The sequence below is a fragment of the Arthrobacter agilis genome (assembly GCF_006494655.1).
GTDB lineage: Bacteria > Actinomycetota > Actinomycetes > Actinomycetales > Micrococcaceae > Arthrobacter_D > Arthrobacter_D agilis.
Window position 1 is genome coordinate 50,001 of record NZ_VHIM01000002.1, and the last position, 20,273, is coordinate 70,273.

Below are 20,273 nucleotides of genomic sequence, written 5' to 3' on the forward strand. Positions count from 1 at the left end.
GACGGGGCGCACGTCGCAGGTCCTGCGCCGTGTCCGTTCCACCGCGGAGCTCCGGTCCGGTCCGTCCTGGACGGGAGCGGCCGGGGGCCCGTGTAGGGCAGTATTGCTGGGGTGAAGAGGACGAGTGTGGGCACAGTGGTGGGCGCTGCAGTACTGACGGCAGGCGCGATCGTGGGGTCCTCGTACGTCTCCCTGCCGGCGGTCGCCGTCGTCACCGGCGCCCTCGCCGTCCTCGCGGCGATCGGATGGCCCGCCATCCTCCGGGTCCCCGCCCGGAAGAGCCAGTCGACGGCCATCGGCCTCAGTGCCCTGCTCGCCGTCGTCCTGGCCGCGACGGTGCCCGGGTCGTCCTTCCTCGCCTGGTTCCCGGCGTCGGTGGCCCTCGGTGTCGGTGCGATCTTCATGATCCAGCTGCTGCGTGGGACCGGGCAGAGCCACCGGCTCGAATCGACGTTCGGTGCGAGCTCCGGCGTCGTCGCCGTCTGCATGGGGTCCGGCTGGGTGGCTGCCGAGAGGCTCGGGATCAACGCCACGGACTCGGGCGTCCTGCTCGTGACCGGCGTCAGTGTCCTGGTCGGGATCCTCGCGTGCCTCCTGCCGTTCCCGGACCGGCTGACAGCTCCGATCGCCGTGGTGCTCGCAGGACTCGCGGGTCCGCTGGGGGCGCTCCTGTTCACCGATGTGCGGCCGCTGGCGGCCGCGGTCGTCGGTCTCGCCTGCGGGGCGGTGCTGGCGGGCACGCGACGCCTCCTCGTGGGCCGTGAAGCCCCCCTCGGCGTCCTGGCGGCCGTCTCGGCGGGGGTCACACCCGTCCTCGCCCTCGGGGCGGTCGTCTACTTCCTCGACAGGCTCTTCCTGTCCTGAGCCCGTCGGCCCGTGGATGCTGCGAGATGTCGCAAGCCCCGGTGGGCGGTGCGGCTCCCGTGCGGCGCTGTCGGTCGCTCGCGTTAGGATGGCAGCATGTCCATCCTCGCCCTTGAAATCTTCTTCATCTCGCTGCTGGTCGTCGCCGGTCTCGGCATGGCCGGTTTCGCCGCCCTCGTCATCACGCGCCTGTACAAGGGCCAGAAGTAGCCGATCGGTTCGGAGTACCCATGTCGATCGATCTGCCCACCGACCTGACCCCCGAACTCGTCCCCCTCTCGTGGCTCCTCGGAACCTGGGAGGGTACGGGGATGCTGGGGGAGGGCACGGCCGAGTCGGAGCGGTTCGCGCAGCGCGTGGTGTTCTCCCAGAACGGCCTTCCGTACCTGCAGTACAGCGCCGAGTCCTGGCTGATCGACGAGGAGGGCGCGAGGCTGCGTCCGCTGTCGGCCGAGACCGGATTCTGGTCCCTCGAGCGCAAGCTCAATGATTCGGACGTCGGCCCGGGCCTGAGTCCCGCGGACATCGTGCCGGCGCTGAAGACGGCGGACGAGGTCGAGCAGTTCCGCAACGACGCGGGCGGGTTCGACATCACGGCCACGATCGTGCACCCCGGCGGCATCGCCGAGCTGTACTACGGGAGTATCAAGGGTCCCCAGATCCAGCTCAGCACGGATCTCGTGATGCGTGGGCAGCATTCCAAGGACTACACCGCCGCCACCCGGCTGTTCGGCCTCGTGGAGGGAAGCCTCTTCTGGCGCTGGGACGTTGCGGCGGAGGGCAACGCTCTCGAGGCCCACGCCTCCGCCATCCTGAAGAAGACTTCCTGACCGGCTCGCTCTCCGCCGGCATCCCGACATCCCCGCATCCCCGCATCACAGGAATAGGCCCGCCCGGAAGGCGTTATATCGTCATGACCACACCCAGCCCGCTCCTTGCCCGTCCCGGTGCCGTCGAAGGTGGGGGAGCGGACGCGGACGTCGCGTCCCACTACGGTGATCCCTTCCGTGAGCAGCGCCTCCTGGCCGACGGTCAGGCAGTGGTGGACCTCTCGCACCGGGGAGTGGTCACCGTCGCCGGGCCGGACAGGTTGAGCTGGCTCAACACCCTGTCCTCCCAGCTGCTCCTCGGGCTCGAGCCCGGGCGGAGTTCCGAGACGCTGCTGCTCACCGTACAGGGGCGGATCGAGTACTCCATCCACGTCGTCGACGACGGCGCCACCGCATGGCTCGTCACGGAGGGCGGGGAGGCTGCGCCCCTCGCCGCGTGGCTCGAGCGCATGAAGTTCATGCTGCGGGTCGAGATCGCCGACGTCACGGAGCGATGGGCCGTGCTCGGCGCCACGAGGGCCCTGCCGGAGCTGGGGGACGACGTCGTCGTCTGGCAGGACCCCTGGCCCTCGATCGGCGTCGGCGGCTACGCGTACTCGACCGTCGAGGACGGCAACCATCCGGGCCGCGAGCGTCCGTGGTTCGAGTACCTTGTCCCGCGCGAGGCCCTGGGCGACGTCGTCGACCGGACGGGTCTGGCCCTGGCCGGGTCGCTGGCCGCCGAGGCCCTACGGATCGCCGCCTGGCGGCCGCGTGCGGGGTCCGAGACCGATGAAAAGACCATCCCGCACGAACTCGACCTGATGCGCACCGCGGTCCACCTCGCGAAGGGGTGCTACAAGGGCCAGGAGACCATCGCGCGCGTCCACAATCTCGGGCACCCTCCGCGCCGCCTCACGTTCCTTCACCTCGACGGCAGCCAGCACACCCTGCCGCAGGCGGGAAGCGCGGTGCTCAGTGAGGGACGGACGGTGGGCAGGGTGACCTCCGTGGGCCACCACTACGAGATGGGCCCCATAGCGCTCGCCGTGCTCAAGCGGTCGGTCGACGCCACGGCCGATCTCGTCGTCCAGGATGGTGAGGACGTGTACGCCGCGGGCCAGGAGGTCATCGTTGCGCCGGACGCCGGGCAGGTCGTCGGCCGCGCGAGCGGCTTCCTGAGGTCGCCCCGATGACCCTGGACGGCAGCGGGGAGGACGGCGCGGGCGGGAACGACGGCGCTGCCGCCGCGATCGCCCTGGCCCATGCGCTGTTCGATGCCGCACGCCAGGGTGACACCGGGACGCTGACGCGCTACCTCGACGCCGGGGTGCCCTACACGCTGACCAATACGGCGGGCGACAGCCTGCTGATGCTCGCAGCCTACAGCGGCCACCCGGCGATCGTCCGCGACCTGCTGGAGCGGGGCGCCGACGCGGACCAGGCCAACGACCGCGGCCAGACGCCCCTGGCCGGCGCCGTCTTCAAGGGCCACACCGAGGTCGCCCGGCTCCTCGTCACGGCGGGGGCCGATCCCGATGCCGGAACGCCGTCGGCCCGTGCCGCCGCGGAGATGTTCGGTCGGGCGGAACTCCTGGACCTGTTCGCCTGATGCGTCCGGCCCGGCCGATGCCGATGCGGCACACGCTGCGGCCGTCCCACCGTGGGCGGGTCCCGTCCGCATGACCATCCGCGCGTGCCGTCCGCCGGGTGAGCGCTCAGGAGCCGAGGGCCACCGAGGTCTGCGTTCCCGCGAAGGCGAAGCCCGCGCGTCGGGCCGTCCGCTGTGAGGCGGTGTTGTCGGTGCGGACGCGCCACTGCGGAACGAGTCCCGCCGCCATGGCTTCCTCGACCACGACGGCGGTCAGGCGCTGGGCGTAGCCCTTCCGCCGCTCGTCGGGCGGCGTGATGACCGCGGTGTGCGCGAGGATCCCTTCCCAGATGTCGTACCCGGCGCCCGCGAGCGGCCGGGGAGCCCGGGCAGGGGAGTCTCCTGGGCCGGCATCCGCGGCGTCGTCCTCGAGGAGGACGAAGGGATGGTCCAGCTCGCCCAGTCCGGCCTCGGAGACGTCGTCGGGCGGGCACCGGCGTTCGAGGTCCCGGACGAGGGCCGGATCACTGGAGACGACGGCGGGCGGGCCGTCGAACCGGGGGAGGTCGTCGCAGAAGTACAGCTGTGCCTCGCCGATGGCGCGGCCACCGTGGTCACGGCTGAGGGTGAGCAGCGTGGAATGGCTGCGGAGGTCCAGGCCGCTCAGGGTCCGCCCGGCGTCGATCGCCCACTGCGGCCCGCGGAGCACCTCCCGCCCGAAGAGGGTCACGAAGGTGAGCACCGAGGCGTCGTCGTCCACGCTGTAGAGGCGCTCCCGTTCCCGGGAGCCCCCGGGCGCGTCGGCGAGCGCGTCGTCGTCGAGCCCCAGGAGCCTGGACCACGCGAGTTGGACGATTGCCACGGTTCCCGGATCGAGTTCCATCGAGCTCAGCCGAAGAGGATCGCGGCTTCGTCATAGCGGTGCTGCGGCACGCGCTTGAGGTTGCCCAGCGCCGCTTCGAAGCCCACGTGGGCGATCTCGGTGCCGTTGAGCGAGACCATCGTGCCCCAGAGTTCTTCCTTCACCGAATCCACGGCGGCCATGCCGAGGCGTGTCGCGAGGACGCGGTCGAAGGACGTCGGGACGCCGCCGCGCTGGATGTGGCCGAGGATGGTGGCTCGCGTCTCGATCCCCGTCCGGGATTCGAGCTCGGGGGCGAGCTGATCGGCGATGCCGCCGAGGCGGGGGCGGCCGAAGGTGTCCAGGCCGCGCTCGGAGTGCGCCTGTTCCATGTGCGACGGGACGAATCCCTCGGCGACGACGACGAGCGGTGCGCGGCCTCGCGCGTTGGCGTCCGACACCCACTGCGCGATCTGCTCGATGCTGGTCTGCTGCTCCGGGATCAGGATGGCGTGGGCGCCGGAGGCCATGCCGGCGTGGAGCGCGATCCAGCCGACGTGGCGTCCCATGACCTCGGCGATCATGCAGCGGCTGTGGGACTCGCCCGTGGTCCGCAGGCGGTCGATCGCCTCGGTGGCGATCTGCACGGCGGTGTCGAATCCGAACGTGTAGTCGGTGGCGTCGAGGTCGTTGTCCACGGTCTTGGGGACCCCGACGATCCTGAGGCCGAGGTCTGTGAGCCGTTTCGCGGCCGCCAGGGTGCCTTCGCCACCGATCGCGATCACGGCGTCGATGCCCAGGCGATCGAGGTTGGCCTTGATGGCCTCGGCGCCGCCGTTACCTTCGAAGGGATTGGTGCGCGAGGTCCCGAGGATGGTGCCACCCTGCTTGGAGATCCCTCGAACCGCGTGGCGGGGGAGGTCGACGACGTCGCCCTCGACGACGCCGCGCCAGCCGTCCCGGAATCCCACGAACTCCTGGTCGTGCGTCGTGATGCCCTTGAGCACTGCGCCGCGGATGACGGCATTCAGTCCGGGGCAGTCGCCGCCGCTGGTGAGGATTCCGATCTTCATGGGGCGTGGGTTTCCTTTGACGAGTGGAGGGATGGTGCATCGGGAGCACACCGTCGGGCCCGCCTATGATTCTAGACACACCCGCCCCGTCGGAGCCGACTGCGTCACATCCCCGGGCCGAGCAGGAGGCCCCGAGGCGCGCACCTGCAGGGGCGGTGGTGGCGGCGGACGATCGGCCGCGGTGCCAGCACGTAGGCTGGAGCCATCCAGCGCGCGGATTCCGACCCCGGCTGCGCTCCCAGCAGGTCCGAGGAGGACACCCGACGTGCCCGAGGCAGGTACTGCGCCAGCGGCGCTGCGCATGGTCCACATCTCCCGGCCGGTTCTCTGGATCAACACGCTCGGCACGGGCGTCGTCGGCATGTGGCTCACGGGCGCCTTCTGGCAGTGGGACGCCCTGGCACTCCTGCTCTGGCTGACGCTGCCGTTCAACCTGCTCATCTACGGCGTCAACGACATCTTCGACCAGGACACCGACGCCCTCAATCCCCGGAAGGGATCGCTGGAGGGCGCCCGGATCAGGGCGTCCGAGGTGCGCGCCATCTGGATCTCGGTGCTCCTGACGAACGTCCCCTTCCTCGTGTGGTTCGCGGTGACGCTCCCGCCCGCGGCGCTTGGCTGGATCGCGGCCTATGCCGCCGTCTTCGTGTTCTATTCCGCGCCGCCGCTGCGGTTCAAGGCGCGGCCCTACCTCGACTCGATCAGCAACGCGGCGTACGCCTTCCCGCTCGTCATCGTGCCCTACGCGCTCGGCGCCGACCCGGTGTGGGCTGCGGCGATCGGCCTGATGGCCTGGAGCGCGGCCAAGCACACCTATGACGCCGTGCAGGACATCGACGAGGACAGGGGCGTGGGGATCACGACGACGGCGGTGCGGCTGGGCCCGCGCGGTGTCGTCGCGTGGAGCGGTGCCTGGTGGGCCCTGTCCACCCTCTGCTTCGCCCTCGTGAACATCCCGGTCGCCGTCGTGAACGCGCTCATCGCCGGGTGGCTCCTGTGGGGGCTGTGGCGTGACCCACGGCCGGAGACGGGCCACCGGCTCTACCGCTATTCGATCGCCTTCCCCTATGTGGCGGGGACGGTCGCGGGCGTCCAGCTCGTCGTCGCACTCACACTGGGCCTGTACCGATGAGCCGGGTGGTCGTCGTCGGCGGCGGTATCGGTGGACTCACCGCCGCGGCGCTGCTGGGCCGCGCGGGCCACAGCGTCACCCTCCTCGAAGCATCGGACACGGTGGGGGGCAAGAGCCGGCGCATCCAGGTGGACGGCCAGCGCATGGACACAGGCCCGTCGCTGTTCACCTTTCCCGGCGTGTGGCAGGAACTGCTCACCCTGCTCGACGCCGTCGGTCCGTCGGAGGGGGAGCCCGCCGCGGGCGTCGCCGATCTCCGTCTCGAGCGGCTTCCCGACGTGGGTACCTACTACTTCCGCGGCCAGGAGAGCACGCTGCCCGTGCCGGAGGGCCACCCGTGGCATGCGGCGTGGGAGCGGTTCGCCGCCGACCACGGAGTCCTGGGCGGGGACGTGTCCCGGCTGCTCACCACGGGTCCGCTCGAGAAGGCCTCCTACCCGGCGCTCGCGAGACTCGGCGGTCTGTACGGTCCGCGGCTCACGACGCGGAGCTACCTCGACAGCCTTGACTGGCTCCCCGACGGTCTCCGCGAGGTCATCGCGATCCACACCCTCAATGCCGGCGTCAGCCCCACCCGGACTCCCGCGCTGTACGCGAGCATGCCCGCCATCATGGCGCACGACGGTGTGTGGATCCCCCGCGGCGGCGTGTACGAGCTGGTCCTCGCCCTCGAGCGGCTCGCGGTGGATGCCGGCGTCGAGATCCGGACTTCCGAGGCCGCCGAGCGGATCGGCCGCCGGCGCGTGGTGACGTCCGCCGGCACGTACCCGGCCGACGCCGTCGTCAGCGGACTCGACGCACACCGCCTCGCAGGGCTCCTGGCAGGACGCCGGGCACGCACGCCCCGGAAGCTGACGTGCTCCGCGGTGGGCATCTACGCCGTACTCGCCCGGCCCCTGCCCGAGGGCACGGCGCGGCACGGGGTCGTCATGCCGGATGATCCGGCCGCACTGTACGCGAGTCTCGAGGCCGGCACCGAACCGGACCAGACCATGGCCTTTGCCAACTACTACCCGGCGGAGGGCGTCTACCCGAATGCCTCGGCGACCCTCGCCCTGCTGCTCACCGCCCCTGCGAACGGCAAGACGTACTCGCTCACCGATCCGTTCGTGCGCCGGGAACTGGACCGGACCACCCGCGTGCTCGGTCTCCCCGAACCGATCGGTCAGTACTTCGCGTCCGCGACGATCCTCGATCCCGGGTACTTCGGCGAGCGCGGGTCCGCCGGCGGGGCCCTGTACGGAGCCGTGCATCCGGCATGGATGAGCGGCCCGTTCCACGTACCACCGTATTCGGACCCGTTGCGCCCCTGGCTGTGGCGGGTGGGCGCCTCCGTCCATCCCGGCGGGGGACTCCCCGCGGTGCTCGGCGGGGCCATGATGTCCACGCAGAAGCTCCTCGCGCGCCTGGGACCCGTCTGAGTCGACCCGCCCGGCAGCGCCCCGACCCCTCCGGGCCGGCTGGAGGGCTGCGGTCGCCGATCCGTCGCCGGTCAGCGGGACGTGGACTCGAGCGCGTCCGTGGGTTCCGCAGGCAGGGCGGCGGTGCGGACCAACCGGCGCCGGCGCCGCACCAGGGCGATGATCAGGACCGCCGCGAGGACGGCGGGGAACGCGAGTCCCGAGAAGAGGCACACCCCGAGCCAGAGGAACATCGAGACGAGCAGGCTGTCGAGCAGTCCGGGCCGCAGGGGCTGCCGGGTGAGACGAGGTCCTCCGATCAGGGTCACGAGGGCGGCCGCGATGACGCCGGAGATGAGCCAGCCGCCGTAGTTCGAGACCGGCACGCCGTAGTACGGTCCGCCACCGGGCCAGATCCAGAAGCCGAGTGCCACCGCGCCGGGGTCGAGCACGCCGTCGATCACCACGAGGAGCACACCCCCGAGCAGGATCCTGCGCAGCGCCGACCCGCTCCCCGACACCATGGCCACAGCTCCGATCACGAGGGGGGCGTAGGACAGCGGCAGGAGGTAGGGGACGAGCCCGAGGATAGTGGGACCCATGGCGTCCCCGTAGTAGAACTCGCCGTACGGCACCCCCGTGGCGACCCCGAAGCCCTCGATCAGGTAGCCGAACACCGAGACCGCGACCAGGGCGAGGAGGCCGCGACCGGCCCCGAACTGGCGCACCAGGGCCACGAATGCAGGCAGTGCGATCAGGAGATTGAAGCCATAGGACGCGTACTCGGCGCCCTCGACGTCCGGAAAGCGAACCACGAAGTACCCCGAGACGAAGAGGAACGCGCAGGCGACGGCGAGCAGGGTGGGGAAGCTGCGGGCAGCGGTGGTCTTCGGCACGGCACCCATCCTCGCAGGTCACACACGACGACGGGGCATCCACCGGAAGGGTGGATGCCCCGTCGCGAGCCGCGGTACAGGTGGCGGAGCTAGCGGGCGAGTACCTTCTCCAGGGCGATAGTGCCGTCCGTCAGGGGCAGCAGGAGCCACAGCACGCCGTAGAGCGGGAGGCCGATGAACGGGAGGAGGAAGCTCAGCAGCATCGCGATGCGCACGTAGCTGACGCGCCAGCCGTACTGCCGGGCGATGCCCGAGGCGATTCCTCCGAGAATGCCCCCGGGAGCGCGCTTGATGGGCGAGGAACGGAGGATGCGGTAGAAGGACTGCATGGTGATGCCTTTCTGTGAACGATCGGACGAGCGGCGGCGGATGCTGCGCTCAGTATGCGGGATCATCGAAGCGCGTCGGACCGTCGGGATCGTCGGATGTCCGTCGATCTGCCCCGAGGTCGGGCCCTCCGGCGTCGTCCGTCGTCGGACGCGAACGGAGCGAGAGGAGGCCGCCGGCAACGAGCGACAGTCCGACGCCGATGAGCAGCCCGAGTGCCACGACCACGGGGTCGATCGCCAGGGACACCAGCTGACCGAGGAGCAGGAGTGTCGCGAGGGCGAGGATCGTGGCGCCCCAGACGATCGTGACGATGCGTGGACGGTTCTTCGCCCTGGTGACTGACGTGCTCATGGGGTGTCTCCCGTCGGGGTGGTGAAGGTGATGTCGCTGACGGCGCCGCGGACGTCGAGGCGCAGGGCCGGTCCACGCGCGTCGGGATTCAGGCTTGTGCTGCCCACGCTGAGGACGCCGCTGTCGGCCTGCAGATCGACGATCGCCCCTGCCCCGGGGTCGTCAGCGTTCGCAGCACCGAGTGCTATGCGTGTCCGCACCTCCACCGGTACGTCGTCGGGCACGATCACCGTGAGGTCGCCGGCCAGCACACTGACAGGGACCACGAGCTCCTGCCGCAGGGGTGGCAGGTCCGTCAGGTCGATCGTCGTATCCGCGGCCAGGACGCTGTACCCCTCAGCTGCGGTGGCCAGGGACGCGGGCTTCGCCGTCGCCTCCCGGGCCACGACCCACGTGCCTCCCACCACGCCGAAGGAGGCGATGAGCGCTCCGACGATGCTGACCGCGGCTGTGAAGCCGATCGGGCCGGACGAGCGCCCCCGGATGCCGAGGATGATGATGCCGAGGGCCAGGATGACGGCGGCGCCCGCGAAGGCCACCACGCCAGGGCTGCTGAGGGCGACGACGCCGAGATGATCGAGTGCCAGGACTGCAGCGGCGACGACTGTGGCCCCGCCCAGGACGAGTGCCGTGGTTGCGCCGGAGGGCCGCTTCGGATGCACGCGCGGTGTCACGGAGGTCTTCCCCGTCCCATACGGTCCGGGTGCAGGCCAGTCCGACGCAGCGGTCCAGCCCGCCGGGCCGGGCTGGTAGGGCAGGGCACGCGCCCCGGGAAGGGGAAGCGTGGCGCCGGGCTGGTAGGGCAGGGGCACGGTGCGAGACGTCTCGCTCCCGACGTCGGTGGTCGGCGCGGCCCCAACGGTACCGGACGGGTCGGGCGCGAGGCCGCGTCCCTCCTCCGGGGTGCTCGGCGTCCTCGGGGTACCGGTAGCCGTCGAGGTGCCCGGCGCCGGGTCGCCGGCCTCCGACCGGTCCGTCGCGGGAGGGTCCACGGGCGGCTGCCCATCCGCGGGACCGCTGCCGAATCCCGGCCCGCTCGCGGGCCCCTGGGGTCCGGCGCCGGGCTGTCCCGGCCGGCCCTCTCCGCCGTCCCGCGTCGACCGATTGACGATCCAGTACACGAAGAGGACCACGGCGCCGATCCAGAACAGGGTCCAGAGGAGGCCCCCGCCCCCGCCGTCGCCGAGGAAGGGGAAGTTGGGGCGCCAGAGACCCACCGCCACGAGGGCGGCCGCTCCGGTGAGCCCGGAGGTCCAGGAGCCGCGGCCGGCCTGCTCCACGTGGATGCGCCCGTCCGGCTCGGGCAGGAGGGCCCACGCCAGGCCGTACAGCAGCACGCCGATCCCGCCGAAGACGGCGAGGACCACGATGAGTCCCCGGACCAGGGCGAGGTCCAGCCCCGTCCTCCGGGCGACTCCGCCGGCGACACCGCCGACCCAGCGATCCGGGGTCCTGGTGATGTCCAGGCCGCGAACCCAGCGGAAGAAGGAGGTGGAGGTTGGGGGTTGCCCCGTCGTGTCTGCGGCCGGTTCGGATTGCCAGGGCGGCCCGCCTGGAGTCGATGCTGAGGTCATGCCTCCATCCTTCCGAACGGAGCGAGTGCCCACCATCGGGGCCTACCCTGACTGAACCCTGAGAGCGCCCTGATTCTCGTCCGGGAGCTGCCCCGGGAGACGGACCGCATGATTTCATGAGGGCATGAGACCACCGCTGCTGCGCAGATCCGACGGCGTGATCGCCGGGGTCTGCGCCGGGTTGGCCGAACACCTCGGGATCGACCGCTCATGGGTGCGCGTGGGAATGAGCCTGCTCACGCTCGCATCGGGGGCGGGCCTCCTGCTGTACGCCTGGCTCTGGATCTTCGTCCCGACGGCCGCGGACCGGGACGCCGAGGTGCGACGCCAGCCGGGACCCGCAGCCTTCATGGACGACGTCGGCGGGACTTCCGCGCCCGGCGTGGCTCCCGCGAGGGACCGGGCAGCCCGGGCGCCGCACGGCGTCACGACGCCGCCGGTACCGCGCTACACACTGCCCCTACCGGTCCCGCCGGCCCCGACCGCCCTGCCGGACCATGGTGCGGGGACCGCGCGATCCGCCGTCCCCGGCCCGTTCGACACCGAGGTGTGGCGCGAGCGCACCCTGCGCGCCGGCCGACGGGAGGTCCTGTTCGGCACGGCACTCCTGCTGGCCGCTGCGGTGCTCGTGGTGCAGTTGCTCGGGGTCCGGATCGACTGGGGGTTCTTCGTCCCGATCGCCGTCGTGGCCACCGGTGCCGCGCTCGCCTGGTCGCAGCTCGACGAGGTCCGCCGCGCCAGGGTCATGAACAGGGCCGGTGTCGGGCGGGCAGGGGGCACGGTGCGCTTGCTGGCCGGAGTGGTCCTCGTCGTGGCCGGTGTCCTCGTGGCACTGTCCAGCAGCGGGTCCTGGACCCTCACCATGGCAACCCTCGTCGCGGTGCTTGCCGTCCTCGCAGGCGTCGGTCTCGTGCTGGCACCGTGGGCCCTGAAGTTCTGGCGCGACCTGGAGTCCGAGCGCGCAGGTCGCGTGCGGGAGACGGAGCGCGCCGAGATCGCCGCCCATCTGCACGACAGCGTCCTGCAGACCCTCGCGCTCATCCAGAACAGGGCGGATTCCGAGAAGGACGTGCTGCGCCTCGCCCGGGCGCAGGAGCGCGAACTGCGCCAGTGGCTCTTCGCCGACCCGGCGCGGGAGCCCGGCAAGCTCGCCGACCGATTGCGCCTGATGGCCGGTGAGATCGAGGACCGCTACGGCCACCCCGTCGCCGTCGTCGCGGTCGGGGACGCCTCGCTCGGGGTGGCCGAAGACGCCCTGGCCCAGGCCGCCCGGGAAGCGATGCTCAACGCGGCGAAACACGCCGGCGTCGCCGTCTCGGTCTACCTGGAGGTCGGGCCCGAGACTGTGGAGGTGTTCGTCCGGGACCGGGGCGCCGGCTTCGACCCGGCAGCGGTGCCCGCGGACAGGGCGGGGATCCGGGAATCGATTCACAGCAGGATGGCGCGGCACGGCGGCACCTCGGAGCTGCGCAGCGACGGTGACGGGACCGAGGTCCGGCTCCGACTGCCGAGGACCGCGGAGGACCGCGAGACGTGACGCCCGGGCTGATGCCGGCATCACGACCGCCGGGGTCACTCCCCACAGCAGAACCGCCCGGACGGTATCGGCCGGACCATCAGCATCGACCGAGCGAAGGAGACACGTGGACACCGGAGACGCAGGAACAGGGGTGGCGGAGCCCGCCACCGTATCGGTGGTGATCGTCGACGACCACGGCATCTTCCGTTCGGGCCTCCGGGCCGCCCTCGGGCCCGCCATCCGCGTTCTCGGGGAGGCGGCCACGGTCGAGGAGGCCGAGGCCGTCATCGCCGAGGTGCAGCCCGACGTCGTGCTCCTCGACGTCCACCTGCCGGGCGGATCGGGCGGCGGCGGCGCAGAGGTCATCCACCGCTGCGTACGGCACGGGACGTCCGCCAGATTCCTCGCCCTGAGTGTCTCCGATTCGGCCGAGGACGTGGTCGCCGTGATCCGGGCGGGAGCCCGCGGGTACGTGACGAAGACCATCTCCGGTCCGGAGATCACCGACGCCGTGCAGCGCATCGCGTCCGGCGACGCGGTGTTCTCGCCGAGGCTCGCCGGCTTCGTCCTCGACGCCTTCGGGACGTCGTCCGTCGCGGTCGACGACGAGCTCGACCGCCTCTCCGCGCGGGAACTCGAGGTGATGCGACTGATCGCCCGCGGCTACAGCTACAAGGAGACGGCCAAGGAACTCTTCATCTCGGTGAAGACCATCGAGACCCATGTCTCGGCTGTGCTGCGGAAGCTCCAGCTGTCCTCCCGCCACGAGCTCACACGCTGGGCCACGGAGCGCAGGCTCCTCTGAGTCCGCCACCGGCCGACCACGAGCGGGTGGGAGCGAGGCAACCCCGGCGAGCCGGTCCGGGACCGGTCAGGACGAGCGAGCGGTCCCGAGGAACTCCTGCAGGCGTGCCACCCCTACCGCGAGGTCGTCGTCGCCGAGCGCGTAGGAGAGCCGCAGGTAGCCGCTGGGACCGAAGGCCTCCCCGGGCACGACGGCCACCTCCACCTTCTCGAGGATCAGCGCGGCGAGCTCCGCGGACGTGGTCGGCGCGACGCCGTCGAAGGAACGGCCGAGCAGTGCGCGCACGTCGGCATAGGCGTAGAACGCGCCGTGCGGCGTCGGGCATTCCACGCCGTCGATCGCGTTCAGGGCCGACACCATCGCGCGACGACGGCGGTCGAAGGCCGTCTTCATCTCCTCCACGGCCGTGAGAGGGCCCGAGACCGCTGCCAGCGCCGCCATCTGCGGCACGTTCGAGACGTTCGAGGTCGCGTGGGACTGCAGATTCGTCGCGGCCTTGACGAGGTCCTTGGGGCCGACCATCCAGCCCACGCGCCAACCGGTCATCGCGTAGGTCTTCGCGACGCCGTTGAGGATGACCACCCTGTCTCCGAGGGACGGAGCGGCGGTCGCGATCGAGGTGAACGGCACGCCGTCGTAGGTCAGGTGCTCGTAGATCTCGTCCGTGACCACCCACAGGCCGCGCGCGGCCGCCCACTCGCCGATCTCGCGCACGGCGTCCGCGCCGTACACGGCGCCCGTGGGGTTCGACGGCGAGACGAACAGCAGCACCTTGGTGCGCGGGGTCAGCGCGGCCTCGAGCTGGTCGAGGGTCACCAGGTAGCCCTGCTCAGGGCCGGCGAACACCTCGACCGGCACGCCCCCGGCGAGCCGGATGGCCTCGGGGTAGGTGGTCCAGAACGGCGTGGGCACCAGGACCTCGTCCCCGGGATCGAGGAGGGCGGCGAAGGACTCGTAGACGGCCTGCTTGCCGCCATTGGTCACGAGGACCTGCGCAGGGTCCACCGTGTAGCCCGAGTCACGCAGGGTCTTCTCGGCGATCGCCTGCTTCAGTTCGGGGAGGCCCCCGGCGGGGGAGTACCGGTGGAACCTCGGCTGGCGCGCGGCGGCGATGGCAGCCTCGACGATGTAGTCGGGCGTCGGGAAGTCGGGCTCCCCCGCACCGAACCCGATCACGGGCCGCCCTGCGGCCTTGAGCGCCTTGGCCTTGGCGTCGACGGCCAGCGTGGCCGACTCGGCGATGGAGTCGATCCGCCGGGAGACCCGGGGGAGTGCTGCGCGGATGTCGTCGTCGCTCGTCGCGTTCATCGGGTCCCGTTCCGTGAGGTTTCAGTGGCTCCCAGCTTAGGCCGTGGGCGACGGCAGGCGCAGGCACCGGGTGCGGGGAAGGCGGACGCCGACCGGGCGCGGACTCGCGCTGCGCCTGGGGGCGGGCCCGGTTCGACGTTCCGCCGGGTAATGCGTAGACTTGTTCCTCGGTGTTGAAACACGATGATGGTTCGTGCCCTCGCGGGGCACGGTCGGATTGGATGCAGCAAGAGTTCAGACCAAAGGGTAGTGGCGCAATTGGTAGCGCAGCGGTCTCCAAAACCGCAGGTTGCAGGTTCGAGTCCTGTCTGCCCTGCGCGTGGCCCTCGCCGGATGACGGCGAGGACGCGGCAGAAGAAGATCACGAAGCCCCGGCGCAGGCACAGGTCCCGCGCGGCGGTACACATGATCAGCTGGGGGCGCCACTGGTGGTCCGGCTGGGACACCACACAGATTGATGAGGTTGACGGTGACCGATACGGCTGCGAGTAGCTCCAAGGGGAGCCCCGCCGAGAAGACGCCCAAGCGCGGCTTCTTCGGCCGCATCATGCTGTTCATCCGTCAGGTTCTCGCGGAGCTCGGGAAAGTCGTCACCCCGACCCGCCGCGAACTGGTCCGGTTCACCATCACCGTCCTCATCTTCGTGATCATCATGATGCTTCTCGTCACGGCCCTGGACCTCGTGTTCGGGCGCAGTGCGGTGTGGGTGTTCGGCGACAGCTGACCACAGCCGGAGGGCAGGCACGTCCCGCACCCCGTCGACGGGGCGGATTGAGTACAGGCAAGCAAGACCATGTGAAGAATGTCAGAAAGCAGGCGGCTAGGTGTCCGAGCAAGAACTCGAACGGCAGATCACTCCCGAAGATGGTCTGGAGAACGAGGAGTACGGGGTGGAGGCCGAGGTAGAGACCTCCGGTACCGACGCGCCTGCTGACGGCTCCGAGACCGATCCGACGGATACCGACGTCGCCGCGGAGGACGGGCTCCTCGCGGACGACGCCGAGGAGATCGAGGAGATCGCCACGGATGCCGTCGACGCCGCAGCCTCCTCCGATGCTGATGCCGATGACGTCGAGACCTCAGGCAGTGAGGGCTCCGCAGACGATCCCGTGGACGGTGACGACGCTGCGGACGGTGAAGCAGACGGTGACGACGCCGAGGACGCGCCCGCCGAGGATCCCGTCGTGGCGTTCAAGGCCAAACTCCGCCGCCAGGAGGGTGACTGGTACGTCATCCACTCCTACGCCGGGTACGAGAACCGTGTGAAGGCGAACCTCGAGACCCGCATCCAGACGCTGGACATGGAAGATTTCATCTTCGAGATCCAGGTGCCGATGGAAGAGGTCGTGGAGATCAAGAACACGACGCGGAAGATCGTCAACCGCGTCCGCATCCCCGGCTACGTGCTGGTCCGCTTGGATCTCACCGACGAGTCGTGGGGCGCCGTACGGCACACTCCCGGCGTCACGGGCTTCGTGGGCAACGCCCACAACCCGGTGCCCCTGAGCCTGTCCGAGGTGTTCTCGATGCTCGAGCACACCATCGTCCACACGGACGCCGAGTCGGGCAAGCCCGTCCAGCCGCAGTTCACCCCTGCCACGGTCAACTTCGAGATCGGCGAATCGGTCACCGTCAACGAGGGGCCCTTCGAGACCCTGCCGGCGTCCATCTCCGAGATCAAGCACGAGTCGCAGCAGCTGGTGGTACTCGTGTCGATCTTCGAGCGCGAGACCCCGGTCACGCTCTCGTACAGCCAGGTCACCAAGATCCAGTAAAGCTTCGGCGCTTCCCGGCGTGCTTGGCCGGGATTCGCCGTCAGGCCATCACGCCATGATGGCCACCACCCCGCAGGACGCTCCTGTCCCGCGGGAACGCAATGCAAGAGAAGGACCCTTTCATGGCCCCCAAGAAAAAGGTCACCGGCCTCATCAAGCTGCAGATCAATGCAGGCGCCGCCAACCCGGCTCCTCCCATCGGTCCCGCGCTTGGCCAGCACGGTGTCAACATCATGGAATTCTGCAAGGCGTACAACGCCGCCACCGAATCCCAGCGTGGAAATGTCATCCCTGTGGAGATCACGGTGTACGAGGACCGCTCGTTCACCTTCATCACCAAGACACCTCCGGCCGCCGAGCTGATCAAGAAGGCTGCCGGTGTCGCCAAGGGTTCGGGTACCCCCCACACCGTCAAGGTCGCCAAGCTGACGAACGCGCAGGTCGAAGAGATCGCCACCATGAAGATGGAAGACCTCAACGCCAACGACGTCCAGGCTGCCGCGAAGATCATCGCCGGAACCGCCCGCTCGATGGGCATCACGGTCGAGGGCTGACAGCCCCCTCCGCCTGCCACGGCCCTGCCGTGGCGAGCACACCACCAATTTCACAGCACCAGCGGCCGCAGCGCGGCCGCACGGTGAGTGGCAGGGCCCAGCGCGGTCCGACGACCACGACTGCATAAGGAGAACAAGCAGATGGCACAGCGCAGCAAAGCATACAAGGGAGCTGCCGCGAAGATCGAGGCGGACAAGCACTACGCCCCCCTCGAAGCGGTAGTCCTCGCCAAGGAGACGAACCCGTCGACGTTCGATGCGACGGTCGAGGTCGCCTTCCGTCTCGGAGTGGACCCCCGCAAGGCGGACCAGATGGTCCGTGGCACCGTGAACCTTCCCCACGGCACGGGCAAGACCGCCCGCGTCCTGGTGTTCGCGACGGGTGAGAAGGCAGAGGCAGCCATCGCTGCCGGCGCCGACTTCGTCGGTTCGGACGACATGATCGAGAAGGTGTCCGGCGGTTGGACCGATTTCGATGCGGCGGTCGCCACGCCCGACCTCATGGGCAAGGTGGGACGCCTCGGCAAGATCCTCGGCCCGCGTAACCTGATGCCGAACCCGAAGACGGGAACGGTCACCGCGGATGTCGCGAAGGCCGTCACCGACATCAAGGGCGGCAAGATCGACTTCCGCGTGGACAAGCACTCCAACCTCCACTTCATCATCGGCAAGGTGTCCTTCGACGACCAGAAGCTCGGCGAGAACTACGCCGCAGCCCTGGAGGAGATCCTGCGACTGAAGCCGTCCGCTTCCAAGGGTCGCTACATCCAGAAGGCCACGGTCTCCACGACCTTCGGCCCCGGTATCTCCGTGGACCCGAGCGTCACCAAGGTCTTCGCCGTCTAGGTCGAGCCTCGAAGAGCCCCGCAGCCTGTGCTGCGGGGCTCTTTCGTGTCCTGGACAGAGTAGTGGTTGAGGTATCTCAATCACTGGGACTAGTCTGTGGACATGGATGATGTCACGGTCGAGCTCCTACCGATCCCTGCGACCCTGGACGCCGCCGGTGCCTCCGATTTCGAGCAGAGCGTGAAGGTCGGGAATGCCGTCGAGGGGCATCTGTGGGGGCATGAGGACTTCACTCTGGAAGCGGCGGAGCGCATCGTGATGGTCCAGCCGTCCCCGGACCGCGAACACCTTCTCTCCGTGGCGCGGAGCGGAGGCCGGATCGTCGCCACCGCGCGCGCCAGTCTGCCGCTGCGCGACAACGTGGAGACCGCGTACCTCCAGATCGATGTCCTGCCGGAACACCGGCGGCGGGGCATCGCGACGGCACTGCTGCGGTTCGTCGAGGGGCACCTCCGCGCGAGGGCCAGGTCGACCATCATGTCGTGGAGCGACGCCCGCGCCGACGCCGGCGGGCTGGGGGCCGGGGTGGGCGGCGTCCCGGATCTCGTACCCCCTACGGGCGCGGGTGGATATCCGGCCGCCGACGCCGTGGCGCGGTTCGCCCTCGGCCACGGGTTCGAGCTCGTGCAGGTCGATCGGCAGAGCGTCCTCCACCTGGCGGCGGTCCGATCGGGAGGTGGGCGGGCAGCCCTCCGCGGGCAGGAGTCCGCAGCGCGGGCGAAGGCGGCGGGTGCCTACGAGCTGGTCCAGTGGGCGGATCGCTGCCCCGAGGGTCTCGTGGAGGACTACTCCCTCCTGCGGCGACGGATGAGTACGGACCCTCCCCTCGGGGGGTTCGTGCAGCAGGAGGAGCTGTGGGACGAAGGCCGCGTCCGGCGCGAGGAGGCGCGGTCCCTGGCGGCGGGCACCTCCACGCTCGTTCAGGCGGTGCGCCATCGCGCGTCCGGGCAGCTTGTCGGCCACACGATCCCAGCGCTTCGATGCGAGACCCGCCGTCGTCTATCAGGAGGACACGCTGGTGCTCGACAACCATCGTGGCCACAGGCTCGGCATGTGGTTGAAGGCGACGAATCTCCTGCTCGCTGCCGACGTCTGGGGCAACGCGGACCGCATCTACACGTGGAACGCCGAGGAGAACAGCTTCATGCTGGAGGTGAACGAGGCGCTCGGATTCCGCCCGTCGGGCCGGACCGCCGGCTGGCAGCGGGTCTCGCCCGCGGTCGATTTGGACCGGCCGGTCCGCGTCACGTAGTCTTGGGGAACCAAAGACCGTCGGTCGATCTCCTTCCGCTTCCTCGCAGCGCATCCGTGTGCAGTGGGAAGAAGGACGCAGATCCGAAAGTTCCCGTGAGGGACGGCCTACGTAGGTGAACGAAGCTCCTCTCCACGGATTCGGTCCGTGTCGAGCCAAGCCCCGTGCATCTGCGCGGGGCGTTTTTTATTGGAGCTGGAAAGCCGTCGCATATTCCCCGGAAGGAGGGTTATGGCAACGCCAACAAAGGTTTCTGCAGTGGATGAGATCACCACCGATTTCAAGGATTCCACCGCCGCTGTCCTGACCGAATACCGCGGGCTCACTGTTGCTCAGCTCAAGGAACTGCGTCGCGCCCTGGGTGCGGACACCAAGTTCTCGGTCGTCAAGAACACCCTGACGGGCATCGCGGCAAAGGAAGCAGGCATCGACGCGTTCGAAGGCCAGCTGTCCGGACCCACCGCGATCGCCTTCATCAAGGGCGACGCCGTAGCTGCCGCCAAGAGCCTCACGGATTTCGCGAAAGCCAACCCGAAGCTCGTCATCAAGACCGGAATCTTCGAGGGCAAGGCCCTCGACGCATCCGAGGTCATCGCCCTGGCGGCCCTCGAATCGCGTGAACTCCAGCTCGCCCGGGTGGCAGGTGTCCTCAAGGCACCGATGTCCGCCCTGGCTCGCACCGTCGATGCACTGCGCGTCAAGCTCGAAGAGGGAAGCGGGGCTGCTCCGGCAGCCGATGCCGATTCCTCTGCTGCCGAGGAAGCCGCTGCGCCAGCAGAGGCTGCCGCGGAGGCTCCCGCCGAGGAAGCCGCAGCAACCGAAGCGAACTAGTTTCCCTTCGTCCACACACTGAAGGTGCCGTGCACCACTAAAGGAAGGACGCCTCACCATGGCGAAGCTCACCAACGAAGAGCTCATTGAAGCTTTCAAGGAACTGTCCATCATTGAACTCTCGGACTTCGTAAAGCTGTTCGAGGAGACCTTCGATGTCACCGCCGCTGCTGTTGCAGTTGCAGGCCCCGCCGGTGGCGGAGCCGAGGCCGAGGCCGAGGAGCAGACCGCCTTCGACGTCATCCTCGAAGCTGCAGGCGACAAGAAGATCGCAGTGATCAAGGAAGTCCGCGCGCTCACCTCGCTGGGCCTCAAGGAAGCCAAGGATGTCGTCGACAGCGCGCCCAAGGCCGTCCTCGAAGGCGCCACCAAGGAAGCTGCAGAGAAGGCCAAGGAGTCCCTCGAGGCTGCCGGCGCCACCGTCACCCTCAAGTAGTTCCTCCTGCTCGACGGGGCCGGCTTCCGCCGGACCCGCCGCAGGACCGAAAGAGCCCCGCTTCGTCCGAAGCGGGGCTCTTTCGT

Annotated in this window: 22 protein-coding genes, 1 tRNA gene and 1 pseudogene; 17 read left to right on the forward strand and 7 right to left on the reverse strand. The window is 69.7% G+C overall.

Annotated features, from left to right (window positions below):
* Positions 1-126 precede the first annotated feature (126 nt).
* The 4 genes from FJV46_RS03030 to FJV46_RS03045 all read left to right on the forward strand — a co-directional run bounded on the left by FJV46_RS03030 (position 127) and on the right by FJV46_RS03045 (position 3,285).
* Positions 127-864, forward strand: a complete 738-nt coding sequence (locus tag FJV46_RS03030) for a hypothetical protein (RefSeq protein ID WP_232008462.1) — start codon at positions 127-129, stop codon at positions 862-864.
* A 230-nt stretch (positions 865-1,094) separates the two neighbouring features.
* Complete coding sequence (locus FJV46_RS03035; protein WP_087030162.1) at positions 1,095-1,694, forward strand: heme-binding beta-barrel domain-containing protein; 600 nt, start codon at positions 1,095-1,097, stop codon at positions 1,692-1,694.
* A gap of 83 nt (positions 1,695-1,777) precedes the next feature.
* Positions 1,778-2,869 (forward strand): CAF17-like 4Fe-4S cluster assembly/insertion protein YgfZ, encoded by a 1,092-nt coding sequence (gene ygfZ / locus FJV46_RS03040; RefSeq protein WP_087030160.1) that lies wholly within the window; start codon positions 1,778-1,780, stop codon positions 2,867-2,869.
* Positions 2,866-3,285, forward strand: a complete 420-nt coding sequence (locus tag FJV46_RS03045) for an ankyrin repeat domain-containing protein (RefSeq protein ID WP_087030157.1) — start codon at positions 2,866-2,868, stop codon at positions 3,283-3,285. The genes ygfZ and FJV46_RS03045 overlap by 4 nt, the downstream gene beginning before the upstream one ends.
* A gap of 106 nt (positions 3,286-3,391) precedes the next feature.
* On the opposite strand, the gene FJV46_RS03050 is transcribed toward FJV46_RS03045, so the two are convergent.
* A complete protein-coding gene (locus FJV46_RS03050) occupies positions 3,392-4,147 on the reverse strand; it encodes a GNAT family N-acetyltransferase (RefSeq protein ID WP_087030154.1) in 756 nt (251 codons plus the stop codon).
* 5 nt (positions 4,148-4,152) lie between these two features.
* Positions 4,153-5,178, reverse strand: a complete 1,026-nt coding sequence (locus tag FJV46_RS03055) for a 6-phosphofructokinase (RefSeq protein WP_087030151.1) — start codon at positions 5,176-5,178, stop codon at positions 4,153-4,155.
* 265 nt (positions 5,179-5,443) lie between these two features.
* Between FJV46_RS03055 and FJV46_RS03060 the strand changes: the two genes are divergently transcribed.
* Together FJV46_RS03060 and FJV46_RS03065 are read left to right on the forward strand one after the other, a co-directional pair.
* Positions 5,444-6,310 carry a UbiA family prenyltransferase gene (locus tag FJV46_RS03060; RefSeq protein ID WP_232008460.1) on the forward strand — a complete coding sequence of 289 codons (867 nt, stop codon included), beginning with the start codon at positions 5,444-5,446 and terminating at the stop codon, positions 6,308-6,310.
* Complete coding sequence (locus FJV46_RS03065; RefSeq protein WP_087030149.1) at positions 6,307-7,731, forward strand: phytoene desaturase family protein; 1,425 nt, start codon at positions 6,307-6,309, stop codon at positions 7,729-7,731. The genes FJV46_RS03060 and FJV46_RS03065 overlap by 4 nt, the downstream gene beginning before the upstream one ends.
* 71 nt (positions 7,732-7,802) lie before the next feature.
* Here the strand turns inward: FJV46_RS03065 and FJV46_RS03070 are convergent, their stop codons facing one another.
* The 4 genes from FJV46_RS03070 to FJV46_RS03085 form a co-directional block, all read right to left on the reverse strand.
* Positions 7,803-8,606 (reverse strand): carotenoid biosynthesis protein, encoded by an 804-nt coding sequence (locus tag FJV46_RS03070; RefSeq protein ID WP_158250106.1) that lies wholly within the window; start codon positions 8,604-8,606, stop codon positions 7,803-7,805.
* Positions 8,607-8,695: 89 nt separating this feature from the next.
* A complete protein-coding gene (locus tag FJV46_RS03075; RefSeq protein ID WP_087030407.1) occupies positions 8,696-8,935 on the reverse strand; it encodes a PspC domain-containing protein in 240 nt (79 codons plus the stop codon).
* Between the two features lie 49 nt (positions 8,936-8,984).
* Positions 8,985-9,287 (reverse strand): hypothetical protein, encoded by a 303-nt coding sequence (locus FJV46_RS03080; RefSeq protein ID WP_179195225.1) that lies wholly within the window; start codon positions 9,285-9,287, stop codon positions 8,985-8,987.
* Complete coding sequence (locus FJV46_RS03085) at positions 9,284-10,861, reverse strand: PspC domain-containing protein (RefSeq protein ID WP_232008458.1); 1,578 nt, start codon at positions 10,859-10,861, stop codon at positions 9,284-9,286. The genes FJV46_RS03080 and FJV46_RS03085 overlap by 4 nt, the downstream gene beginning before the upstream one ends.
* A gap of 124 nt (positions 10,862-10,985) precedes the next feature.
* Here FJV46_RS03085 and FJV46_RS03090 point away from each other — a divergent pair, with 124 nt between their 5' ends.
* Both FJV46_RS03090 and FJV46_RS03095 read left to right on the forward strand, forming a co-directional pair.
* Positions 10,986-12,398: an ATP-binding protein gene (locus FJV46_RS03090; RefSeq protein WP_087030144.1), complete on the forward strand. Its 1,413-nt coding sequence runs from the start codon at positions 10,986-10,988 to the stop codon at positions 12,396-12,398.
* A gap of 106 nt (positions 12,399-12,504) precedes the next feature.
* A complete protein-coding gene (locus FJV46_RS03095) occupies positions 12,505-13,185 on the forward strand; it encodes a LuxR C-terminal-related transcriptional regulator (protein ID WP_087030141.1) in 681 nt (226 codons plus the stop codon).
* 66 nt (positions 13,186-13,251) lie between these two features.
* Here the strand turns inward: FJV46_RS03095 and FJV46_RS03100 are convergent, their stop codons facing one another.
* Entirely contained in the window at positions 13,252-14,493 is a 1,242-nt protein-coding gene (locus FJV46_RS03100) for a pyridoxal phosphate-dependent aminotransferase (protein WP_087030139.1), read from the reverse strand.
* A 243-nt stretch (positions 14,494-14,736) separates the two neighbouring features.
* Between FJV46_RS03100 and FJV46_RS03105 the strand changes: the two genes are divergently transcribed.
* The 9 genes and pseudogenes from FJV46_RS03105 to rplL all read left to right on the forward strand — a co-directional run bounded on the left by FJV46_RS03105 (position 14,737) and on the right by rplL (position 20,187).
* Positions 14,737-14,809: transfer RNA gene (locus FJV46_RS03105), tRNA-Trp, on the forward strand.
* A 153-nt stretch (positions 14,810-14,962) separates the two neighbouring features.
* A complete protein-coding gene (gene secE / locus FJV46_RS03110; protein WP_232008457.1) occupies positions 14,963-15,217 on the forward strand; it encodes a preprotein translocase subunit SecE in 255 nt (84 codons plus the stop codon).
* A 100-nt stretch (positions 15,218-15,317) separates the two neighbouring features.
* Positions 15,318-16,268, forward strand: a complete 951-nt coding sequence (nusG, locus tag FJV46_RS03115; protein WP_370684694.1) for a transcription termination/antitermination protein NusG — start codon at positions 15,318-15,320, stop codon at positions 16,266-16,268.
* 122 nt (positions 16,269-16,390) lie between these two features.
* Complete coding sequence (gene rplK / locus FJV46_RS03120) at positions 16,391-16,822, forward strand: 50S ribosomal protein L11 (protein WP_087030133.1); 432 nt, start codon at positions 16,391-16,393, stop codon at positions 16,820-16,822.
* A 141-nt stretch (positions 16,823-16,963) separates the two neighbouring features.
* A complete protein-coding gene (gene rplA / locus FJV46_RS03125) occupies positions 16,964-17,668 on the forward strand; it encodes a 50S ribosomal protein L1 (protein WP_087030129.1) in 705 nt (234 codons plus the stop codon).
* 258 nt (positions 17,669-17,926) lie between these two features.
* A pseudogene (locus tag FJV46_RS15760) lies at positions 17,927-18,082 on the forward strand (GNAT family N-acetyltransferase); the annotation flags it as partial.
* A gap of 604 nt (positions 18,083-18,686) precedes the next feature.
* A complete protein-coding gene (locus FJV46_RS15495) occupies positions 18,687-18,920 on the forward strand; it encodes a hypothetical protein (RefSeq protein ID WP_232008454.1) in 234 nt (77 codons plus the stop codon).
* 231 nt (positions 18,921-19,151) lie between these two features.
* Positions 19,152-19,751 carry a 50S ribosomal protein L10 gene (gene rplJ, locus FJV46_RS03135; protein ID WP_087030124.1) on the forward strand — a complete coding sequence of 200 codons (600 nt, stop codon included), beginning with the start codon at positions 19,152-19,154 and terminating at the stop codon, positions 19,749-19,751.
* Between the two features lie 58 nt (positions 19,752-19,809).
* On the forward strand, positions 19,810-20,187 hold the full coding sequence (gene rplL, locus FJV46_RS03140) for a 50S ribosomal protein L7/L12 (RefSeq protein WP_055768032.1): 378 nt from the start codon (positions 19,810-19,812) through the stop codon (positions 20,185-20,187).
* The last annotated feature ends 86 nt before the right edge of the window (positions 20,188-20,273 follow it).